This window comes from Mycobacterium sp. NGS41 (assembly GCF_059812725.1).
Genome location: NZ_JCALDF010000061.1, coordinates 1 through 7969 on the forward strand (window position 1 = coordinate 1; position 7969 = coordinate 7969).

Consider the following 7969-nt stretch of genomic DNA (forward strand, 5'->3'; position numbering starts at 1 on the left):
CGAGCGCCTCGGCGGCGACCGCCGCATCCTCAGTAGAACCGGCGTGCGCAAGCAGTAGCGCCTTGTCGGCGAGCGCCTGCACGCGTGCGGGCTCCAGCTCGGCATCATTTCCGGTGGCGGCGGCCAGGGCCGCATCGAGCCAAGCTAGCCCCTCCCGGTAGTGCCACCGAGAAAACCACAGTGGCTGCAGCGACGCGGCAATCCGCAACGCGGGCACGGGTTCGGAGTTCTCCAGACTCCAGGCAAACGCGCTTCGCAGGTTGTCGATCTCAACTTCCGCCTGTTCTAGACGCCGCGCATGGCCACTGTCGGTCGGCGAGTCAAGCTCGGCCGCCATCGCCGTGTAATAGTCGCGATGCCGGCCGTTTACTGTGTCGGCTTCACCCGACTCGCCGAGCTTCTCCAGCGCGTACTGGCGCACGGTCTCCAGCAACCGGTATCGCGTTCGGCCCCCGCTGTTTTCGGCGACCAGAAGCGATTTGTCCACCAGAAGCGTGAGTTGGTCGAGAACCTGATAGCGCGCACTGCCTTCGTCACCCGCGATAGCAAGCGCAGCATCCACGTCGAAGCCACCCAGAAACACCGCCAGCCGGCGAAACAACACACGCTCGGTCTCGGTCAACAGCGCATGCGACCAATCCACCGAAGCGTGCAAGGTCTGCTGACGGCGCACTGCCCGGCGGGCGCCACCGGCCAAAAGTCGGAAGCGGTCGTGTAGTCCGGCAAGGATTTCGTCGAGCGTCAGCGCCCGCACCCGGGCCGCGGCGAGCTCAATGGCCAGCGGCATGCCGTCGAGTCGTCGACAGATCTCCGTCACCATTGCCGCATTGTCGTCACCGACTGCGAACTCGGGCTGCGTGCGACGGGCACGGTCGGTGAACAGCTCGATCGCCTCGTCGGTCAGCGACAGCGACGGCACCACGAACGTCACCTCACCGGGTATCCCGAGTGGTTCACGACTGGTAGTCAGTAGCCTCAATTCGGGGCATGCCGTGAGGATTTCGGCTGCAAGCGATGCACTCGCGTCCAGAAGATGCTCACAATTGTCGAGCACAATCAGCAGTCGCCGATCGGAGATGAACCGGATGAGCGTGTCGCCAGTTGAGCGGCCCGGCTGATCGGGCAGGCCCAACGCGCGTGCGACCGCGACGGGTAGGACGTCGGCATGGGTGATTGGAGCCAGGTCGACATACCAGACCCCGTCGGGAGTACGACTTGTCAGCTGGGCTGCGACTTCCACGGCCAATCGGGTCTTACCCGCGCCGCCCGCCCCCGTCAACGTCACGAGCCGGTCGGTGTCGAGCAGCTCGCTCACCTTGGCCATCTGCGCGCCACGCCCGACGAAACTGGTCAGCTGGGTCGGAAGGTTGTGCGCGGTAGGGGCATTCGCGATCCGAAGGGGTGGAAACTCGTTGCACAGATCTGGATGGCACAGCTGAAACACTCGCTCAGACCGCGAGAAGTCTCGTAGCGGATGGGAGCCTAGGTCGGCAAGCGTGACGGCTGGCAAGAGTTGGTCGACGACCAATAACTCCGTCGCACCCGAGAGCACGGTCTGACCACCATGCGCAAGGTCGCGCAACCGCGCGGTGCGGTTGATTGTCGGGCCGACGTAGTTGCCTTCGTCGCGCAGGTGGACGTCGCCGGTGTGCACGCCGATTCGCAACTTGATTGGCGCCAACGGTGCACGCTGCAACTCCAAAGCGCAGGCCACCGCGTCGGCGGCCCGGGCGAACGCAATGACGAAGCTGTCGCCCTCGCCCTGCTCGACAGGCCGCACCCCGCCATGAGCCACGACCGCTTCGGCCAGTGTCTGGTCGAGGCGCTCGATCGCAGACTTCATCCCGTCGGGCTGGGTCTCCCACAGGCGCGTCGAACCTTCGACGTCGGCCAGCAGCAACGTGACCGTTCCAGTCGGAAGCTCGCTCATGTCGGGGCCAATGTCCGGGTTCTTCCAGCTAGTTTCGCTCATGCTAGCCAGCATGCGGTGACCTCTATTGCCGAAACATCAGCGAAATCGCCAATTGTTGCGGCACGGGCATGCGTACATACGCATCCAGCGACCTGAGATTTAGGCGTATTGACCGATGGCCACTCGTCGGCGCCTCCGCACAGTTGGCTCCGTGACAAAAACAACGACGGGTTATGACTTCATCGTGGTGGGTGCCGGGTCAGCGGGTTGTGCGGTAGCCGGGCGATTGGCGAGTGAATCGTCGGCACGTGTGCTGCTGATCGAAGCGGGCGGGTCCGATCGGAGGTTCACGATTCGGGCGCCGCTGCTCGCATCCATGCAGTACGGGACATCGTTGGACTGGGCATACGAGACCGAACCGGAGCCGGGCTGCGCCGATCGGCGGATCAGGCAACCGCGCGGCCGTGTCCTCGGCGGTTGCAGCGCGATGAACGCCATGTTTTGGGTCAAGGGCAGCAATCTCGATTACGACGGCTGGCAACTGCCCGGCTGGGGCTGGAATGCCGTGGCGCCCGTGTTCGCCCGGATCGAGCACGGCCCGATGCACATCACCCGCTCGCCCTACCCCGACGAGTTGTCTCATCGCTTCGTCGCCTCAGCGCGGGCAGCGGGCATCACCTCCAACGACGACGTCAGCGGACCCGAACTCGACGGAGCGGCGATCACGCCGGTCAACATTTACCGGGGTCAACGCTGGAGCGCGGCGCGAGGCTACCTCCGGCACCAGAACAATCTGACCGTCGTCACCAAGGCCTTGGTTGCTCGCGTGATCATCCGCAACGGTCGTGCCGTCGGTATCGAATACCGCCGTCGCGGACGGGTGCACCAGGCTTTTGCCAACCACGAGGTCGTCCTGAGCGCCGGCGCCTTCGGCACGCCACAGCTACTGCAGCTGTCGGGTGTCGGTCCGGCGAATCACCTCCGTCGCGTTGGGATTGCGCCTATCGTCGACAGCCCCCGTATCGGCTCAGGGTTGACTGACCATCCATTGACCTGGGCCGTATGGTCCCTCGCACCCGGTTATGTCGGTCTTGCGGACGTTGCGAATCCAAAGTGGTTGCTGCAGTGGGTATTATGCCGCAGCGGCAAACTTGCCAGCAACGGCGGAGAGGCGCTTGTCCACATACGGTCGACGGTCGAAGCCCCAGGGTGCGACGTTCAGCTGATCTTCACCCCTGCCGACGCCCGAGCCGAACCCCGTGGGGGAAAGTTTGCCCCCGCCCTGTCGGTCGGGCATTCGTATTGGACACCCAAGAGCCGCGGAAGTGTCTTGATTCGTTCATCGGATCCTGCTGTACCACCGGCGATCCGGATGAACCTGCTCAGCGAGCGCGATGACGTCGACGCACTTGTCCGCGCAGTCCAGCGCACACGCGAGATCATCGCCACTGAGCCGATCGCGTCAACCGTTGAACGTGAGCTCCTTCCGGGCTGGGGCGAGGACGTCGAGGCCTGCATCAGGAACACCGCGCAAACCACCAGCCATCCGGCGTGCAGCGTCGCGATGGGCAGTGATACTGATAGTCCCCTTGACGAGAAGCTGCGGGTTCGCGGTGTGGACAACCTTCGCGTCGCCGACGCCTCCGCGCTGCCCGAAATCCCGCGCGCCAACACCAATGCTCCCTCGATCATGATCGGCGAACGGTGTGCGGATTTCCTGTTGGCCATCGAAGTGGACCACGCCGTCGGCCAGACCGAGGGCGCCATCGGGCGTTGACTTTGCGCCGAGGGCACCGCCCACTCGCACTGTTGCGCCGTAGACGCAGCGTCAACGGCAAAAAATTGGCGGTGGCGGAGGGATTTGAACCCTCGGACGGTGTTAGCCGTCACACGCTTTCGAGGCGTGCTCCTTAGGCCGCTCGGACACGCCACCGCCGAGCAGCTTACCGAATCAAGGGCCGGTCACCCCAATCGCTGGCGAGCGAAGAAGGCCTCCAGCGGTGCGGCACACTCGTTGGCCAGCACACCGCCGCGCACGGCCGGGCGATGGTTGAGCCGCCGGTCACGGACCACATCCCACAGCGATCCGACCGCTCCGGTCTTAGGCTCCCAGGCGCCGAACACCAGCCGCTCGACGCGGGCCAGCACCAGCGCACCCGCGCACATCGTGCACGGTTCGACAGTTACCGCCAGCGTGGTCCCCTGTAGCCGCCACCCGTCGCCCAGCACGCCGGCCGCGGCCCGTAGCGCGAGGATCTCCGCGTGCGCGGTCGGATCCCCAAGTGCCTCACGGGCATTCACCGCCCGTGCGAGTTCGGTTCCGTCGGCGCCGACGATCACCGCACCGATCGGCACGTCGCGCGGGCCTGCCGTCGCGGCTACCGCCAGTGCGGCGCGGATCAGGTCTTCGTCACTCACCGGCCGAGGCGGACAGTCACCGACCGAGGCGGTCGATCACCGCCGACAGCTCGTCGGCGAAGCCCATCTCGCGCGCGATGCGGCCGAGTTGCTCGTCGGCGTACAGGTCGGTCTCGTCGAGGATGACCCCCAGCACAGCCTCGGGCAGCCCGATGTCGGACAGCAAACCGAGGTCGCCCTCCTCGAAGGGCTCGGCGTCCTCGAGATCCTCAGGGTCGATGTCGGCGTCCAGATTGTCCAGAACTTCGGCCGCGATGTCGTAGTCCAGTGCCGCCGTGGCGTCGGAGAGCAGCAACCGCGTCCCGGAAGGCGCCGGGCGCACAATGACGAAGAATTCGTCGTCGACGTCGAGCAGCCCAAAAACGGCGCCCGCGCTGCGCAGTTCACGCAGCTCCGTTTCGGCGGCCCCAAGGCTCGTCAACGACTTGGACGCCATCGCCGAACAACGCCATTGGCCCTCTTCGCGCACGACCGCGACGCCGAAGCCGTCCGGCGTGTCTGACGACGGGCCTTGTGCCGGGGCCCGTTGTGCTCCCATGGGCGCCTACGCTAGTCGCTGACCAGGTCCCTGACCAGATCAGCGGGCACACCTGAGAGCCCAGCCGCGGTCGAGCTGTGCCAACCTTGGACTGTGGTGCAGACGCCGGTGTGTGTTCTCGGGCTGGGGCTGATTGGCGGTTCGATAATGCGTGCGGCGGCCGCTGCCGGCCGCGAGGTCTTCGGCTACAACCGGTCCGTCGAGGGCGCGCACGGAGCCCGCTCCGAAGGCTTCGACGCCACCACCGAGCTCAGCGAAGCGCTTGGTCGCGCCGCGGACACCGAGGCGTTGATCGTGCTGGCTGTTCCGATGCCGGCGTTGCCGAGCATGCTCAGCCACATCCGCGAATCGGCCGCCAACTGCCCGCTGACCGACGTCACCAGTGTCAAGAGCGCGGTGCTCGACGAGGTCGCCGCGGCCGGGCTGCAGGCGCGGTTCGTCGGCGGTCACCCGATGACGGGCACCGCGCACTCGGGTTGGGCGGCCGGCTATGCAGGCCTGTTCGCCCGGGCCCCTTGGGTGGTCAGCGTGGACGACCACGTCGACCCAGCGGTGTGGTCGATGGTCATGACATTGGCCCTCGACTGTCTGGCGGTCGTGGTCCCGGCCAAGTCCGACGAGCACGACGCCGCAGCGGCTGCGATCTCGCATCTGCCGCACTTACTCGCCGAGGCGCTGGCCGTCATCGCGGGAGAAGTTCCGCTGGCCCACGCGCTGGCCGCAGGATCTTTCCGCGACGCCACCCGGGTGGCGGGCACCGCGCCGGACCTGGTGCGGGCGATGTGTGAGGGCAACTCCGCCCAGCTGGTGCCGTCGGCCGACCGGGTCATCGACCTGCTGAGTCGCGCGCGCGACTCGCTGGCGGCCCACAACTCGGTTCAGGAGCTGATCGAAGCGGGCCACGCGGCACGAACGCGCTACGACAGCTTCCCGCGCTTCGACATCATCACCACCGTCATCGGCGCGGAGAACTGGCGCGAGGAACTGGCCGCAGCCGGCCGGGCCGGCGGGGTGATCAGATCCGCTCTGCCAAGCCTGGATAGTCCTCGATGAACCCGTCGGCGTCGACGCGCACGGTGGTGTCGGCAACCGGCGAACGCAGCTTTATCCCGTCGAGCCGTCCCTCGCTGGTGTAGCTCACGGTGGCCGCGCTGACGGACATGTCGGGCACGTTCACATAGACCACCGGCAACACGATCGTGTCCGCGTGTTCGTGTAGACCCAGGCGGCGGATCGGCAGCGCGTTGAAGAACGGACTGAACACGACGTCGACGTCGAGCGCGCCGTTGTATCCGGCACGGCGCTCCCCCTGGTGGTCGGTCACCAACCACATGTTTTCCTCGTCGCGGGCAATGGCCAGTTGACGTTCCCGTTCGGCCAGGGTGACGGTGAGCCCGAACCTCTTGGTGGCGCCGCTCTCGTCGGTCTGGACTTCATAGAAGGCGCCGAACGCCGGATTGCTCGCGGTGGCCGCCGCGACAATGCGGCCGTTGGCCCTGATTCGCTTGCCAGACAATTGAACTCGCACCGATTCCATGCGCGAGACGTCTTGTGCACGCCAGGTCAACATCGCCGGCCAGACGCGCGACGTCGGATCAGAGGGGGCTGCGCTCACCCGTCTACCCTAAAGCGTGTTCGCCGGCGACGGCAGGGCTGCCCGGAACTGCAGCCGGGGGTATGCGGAATCGACGGCCGACGGGTTTGCGTAACCGGCCGGTGCCCGGCACCGACGCCCACACCGCCAGCGCCAGCAGTCCGTCGAGGATCAGCGCCAGCGCCGCCACCATCAGCGCACCCACCAGGGCGAGATGAAATTGACGCACCTTGATGCCGTCGATCAAATAGCCGCCCAGCCCGCCGAGGCTGGCATAGGCGGCCACCGTCGCTGTCGCGACCACCTGCAGCGTCGCGCCGCGCAGCCCGCCCAGGATCAGCGGTAGAGCATTGGGCACCTCGACGCGCAGCAGCACCTGGGCCTCCGTCATGCCCATGGCCCGCGCGGCATCGACAACCGTCGGGTCGACGTTAGCGATGCCCGCGTAGGTGCCGGCCAGTAAGGACGGAATACCCAACAGCATCAAGGCAACCAGCGGCGGCCCCAGGCCCAGCCCGAACAACAGCACTCCGAGCAGCAGCACGCCCAGCGTCGGAAGCGCGCGCAATCCGTTGACGGCTCCGACCACCAGCACTGTGCCGCGGCCGGTGTGCCCGATGACCAGCCCGATCGGGACGGCGATCAGCGCCGACGCCGCCACCGCCAGCGCGGTGTACTCCACATGCTCGGCGATGCGTGCCGCCAGCCCGACCGGTCCGGTCCAGTTGTCGGCGGTCAACATGTACGACAGCGCCCGTTCTACGAAGTTCATCGCGCGCCGCCCACGATCGGGGCCACCGCGGAACGACGGCGTGCGGTTCGGGCGGCGCGTGCCCACGGGGTAGCCAGCCGGCCGCTCAGGTCGATCAGCACGTCGATGACGATCGCCAGCGCGAACAACGCGATGATGCCGGCAACGATCTGATCGCTCTTGTTGGCCTGATACCCCTCGGTGAACCAGCTGCCCAGGCCGCCGATACCGATCACCGAACCCACCGAGACCATCGCGATATTGGTCACCACGACCACCCGTAACCCGGCGACCAGTACCGGAATCGACAGCGGCAGTTCGACTTTCAATATCCGGGTGATCGTCGGGTAGCCGACCGCGGTGGCGGCGTCACGGACGTGCGCCGGCACCGCGTCCAAGGCCTCGAGCACCGATCGCACCAGCAGCGCGGTGGTGTAGGCAGTCAGCGCGACCATGACGTTGGCCTCGTCGAGGATGCGGGTTCCGATGATCATCGGCAAGACCACGAATAGCGCCAGCGACGGGATGGTGAACACGACGCTTGCGGTTGCCGTCGTCAGCCGTCGGGGAATCGGCGCACGCTGGACCAGCACGCCCAGCGGCACCGCGATGGCAAGACCGATGAGCACCGGCACCAACGCCAGCCGGAGGTGGACCACGGTCAGCGTCCAGGCGTCGTTGAGGTGGGTGAGTAGATAGTGCATCTTCTGTTTCCGTCAGGCTTTTCCTGGCTTGCGACGGGCTTCGGCGGCGGCG

Annotated in this window: 8 protein-coding genes and 1 tRNA gene; 2 read left to right on the plus strand and 7 right to left on the minus strand. The window is 66.5% G+C overall.

Annotated elements, in window-relative coordinates; translation table 11 throughout:
• A partial coding sequence (locus AC5Y21_RS25780) for an ATP-binding protein (RefSeq protein WP_499916945.1) occupies nt 1-1984 on the minus strand: 1984 nt, incomplete at its 3' end.
• Nucleotides 1985-2123: 139 nt separating this feature from the next.
• Between AC5Y21_RS25780 and AC5Y21_RS25785 the strand changes: the two genes are divergently transcribed.
• Nucleotides 2124-3689 (plus strand): GMC family oxidoreductase, encoded by a 1566-nt coding sequence (locus AC5Y21_RS25785; protein ID WP_499916947.1) that lies wholly within the window; start codon nt 2124-2126, stop codon nt 3687-3689.
• Between the two features lie 66 nt (nt 3690-3755).
• On the opposite strand, the gene AC5Y21_RS25790 is transcribed toward AC5Y21_RS25785, so the two are convergent.
• The 3 genes from AC5Y21_RS25790 to AC5Y21_RS25800 all read right to left on the minus strand — a co-directional run bounded on the left by AC5Y21_RS25790 (nt 3756) and on the right by AC5Y21_RS25800 (nt 4868).
• Nucleotides 3756-3845, minus strand: a tRNA-Ser gene (locus AC5Y21_RS25790).
• 29 nt (nt 3846-3874) lie between these two features.
• Nucleotides 3875-4330 carry a nucleoside deaminase gene (locus AC5Y21_RS25795; protein ID WP_499916949.1) on the minus strand — a complete coding sequence of 152 codons (456 nt, stop codon included), beginning with the start codon at nt 4328-4330 and terminating at the stop codon, nt 3875-3877.
• Nucleotides 4331-4346: 16 nt separating this feature from the next.
• Nucleotides 4347-4868, minus strand: coding sequence for a tRNA adenosine deaminase-associated protein (locus tag AC5Y21_RS25800; protein ID WP_499916951.1), 522 nt, complete (start codon nt 4866-4868; stop codon nt 4347-4349).
• Between the two features lie 108 nt (nt 4869-4976).
• Here AC5Y21_RS25800 and AC5Y21_RS25805 point away from each other — a divergent pair, with 108 nt between their 5' ends.
• A complete protein-coding gene (locus tag AC5Y21_RS25805) occupies nt 4977-5921 on the plus strand; it encodes a prephenate dehydrogenase (protein ID WP_499916959.1) in 945 nt (314 codons plus the stop codon).
• On the opposite strand, the gene AC5Y21_RS25810 is transcribed toward AC5Y21_RS25805, so the two are convergent.
• From AC5Y21_RS25810 to AC5Y21_RS25820, 3 genes are read right to left on the minus strand one after another with little or no spacing between them, the layout of a single operon-like run.
• On the minus strand, nt 5884-6483 hold the full coding sequence (locus tag AC5Y21_RS25810) for a putative glycolipid-binding domain-containing protein (protein ID WP_499916953.1): 600 nt from the start codon (nt 6481-6483) through the stop codon (nt 5884-5886). The two genes, AC5Y21_RS25805 and AC5Y21_RS25810, sit on opposite strands and share 38 nt — an antisense overlap.
• A 4-nt stretch (nt 6484-6487) precedes the next feature.
• A complete protein-coding gene (locus tag AC5Y21_RS25815) occupies nt 6488-7234 on the minus strand; it encodes an ABC transporter permease (RefSeq protein ID WP_499916955.1) in 747 nt (248 codons plus the stop codon).
• On the minus strand, nt 7231-7917 hold the full coding sequence (locus tag AC5Y21_RS25820; protein WP_499916957.1) for an ABC transporter permease: 687 nt from the start codon (nt 7915-7917) through the stop codon (nt 7231-7233). The genes AC5Y21_RS25815 and AC5Y21_RS25820 overlap by 4 nt, the downstream gene beginning before the upstream one ends.
• Nucleotides 7918-7969 lie beyond the last annotated feature (52 nt).